Genomic DNA, 1,557 nt, shown 5'->3' with positions numbered 1-1,557 from the left:
GCCCGTCGCCGCTGTCCCCGCCGTCGCGTCCGCGCCCGTCCCAGCGCCGACGCCACGCAGGTGCGGCCGCAACACCTCCATCATCTCGATCGGCACCGGAAACACGATGGTCGAGCTCCGATCGCCGGCGACCTGCGTCAGCGTCTGCAGATAGCGCAGCTGCATCGCCTGCGGCTGCCGGGACAGCATCTGCGCCGCCTCGAGCAGCTTTTCGGAGGCCTGCAGCTCGCCCTCGGCGTGGATCACCTTGGCGCGCCGCTCGCGCTCGGCCTCGGCCTGGCGCGCAATCGCCCGCACCATCGATTCGTTCAGGTCGACATGCTTGATCTCGACGTTGGAGACCTTGATGCCCCAGGCGTCGGTCTGCGCGTCCAGCACCTTCTGGATGTCCAGGTTCAGCTTCTCGCGTTCGGACAGCATCTCGTCCAGATCGTGCTTGCCGAGCACGGCGCGCAGCGTGGTCTGGGCAAGCTGGCTGGTGGCCTCGAGAAAGTTGGCCACCTGGATGATCGCGTTCTGCGGATCGACGACGCGGAAGTAGACCACCGCGTTGACCTTGACCGAGACGTTGTCGCGCGAGATCACGTCCTGGGCCGGCACGTCCATCACCACGGTGCGCAGGTCGACCCGCACCATCTGCTGGATCACCGGCAGCACCAGCACCAGCCCCGGTCCCTTGACGCGCCAGAAGCGGCCCAGCATGAACACCACGCCGCGTTCGTACTCGCGCAGCACGCGGAAGGCGGAGAAGATCAGCAGGGCCAGCAGGATGACGAGGGTGCCGGCGCTGAGGCTGAAGATCATGGTCGGTCTCCTTGTGGGGACGTGGGGGACGTGGGCGATGTGGAAGAGGGCGGCGGTGGCCGCGCGGGCGATTCGTCCATGGGCACACCGTCGGCCGGCTCGACGTCGAGCACCAGCCCCTGGCGGCCGGTCACGCGCACGGCCTGGCCGGTCTGCAGCGGCGCCGCGCTGCGCACGCGCCAGCGTTCGCCCTGCACCTCGGCCCAGCCGTCATCGATGATGCGGCCGGCATTGCCGACCACGCGGGTGTCGGCGATCACCGCCGGCTGGCGGCGCGCGCGCACGGCGGCGGCAGACACGCCGAAGCTGAGCGCGGCGGCGGCCAGCGACAGCGTGCCGATCATCCACAGCGGCACGCCGAAGCCCGGGATGTCGGTGTCGATCAGCATCACGGCGCCCAGCGCGAACGCGACGATGCCGCCCAGGCCGAGCGCGCCGAAGCTCGGCAGGAAGGCCTCGGCCACCATGCAGCCGATGCCGAGCGCGATCAGCGCCAGGCCGGCGTAGTTGATCGGCAGCATCTGCAGCGCGAACAGCGCCAGCAGCAGGCAGATCGCGCCGGCCACGCCGGGCAGCACCATGCCGGGCGTCGAGAACTCGAAGATCAGCCCGTAGATGCCGATCATCATCAGGATCAGCGCGACGCTCGGTTCGGTCAGCACGGCCAGCAGCCGATAGCGCCAGTCGGGTTCGAGCTCGACCACGCTGGCCTGCGCGGTGCGCAGCGTGCGCGAGGCGCCGGCCGCGACCACC

The 1,557-nt window shown here is 70.1% G+C and carries 2 protein-coding genes; both read right to left on the bottom strand.

What is annotated here, in order from left to right; genetic code table 11:
- A partial coding sequence (locus B551_RS17885; protein WP_023264695.1) for a slipin family protein occupies window positions 1-804 on the bottom strand: 804 nt, incomplete at its 3' end.
- Window positions 801-1,557: nodulation protein NfeD (locus B551_RS17880; RefSeq protein WP_023264694.1), on the bottom strand; the 757-nt coding region annotated here is incomplete at its 5' end. The genes B551_RS17885 and B551_RS17880, both read right to left, overlap by 4 nt.

Origin of the sequence: Cupriavidus sp. HPC(L), assembly GCF_000307735.3 — a bacterium.
Lineage (GTDB): Bacteria > Pseudomonadota > Gammaproteobacteria > Burkholderiales > Burkholderiaceae > Cupriavidus.
Note: the sequence above shows the minus strand (reverse complement) of the source record. Positions and strands in the feature narration are given on the sequence as shown.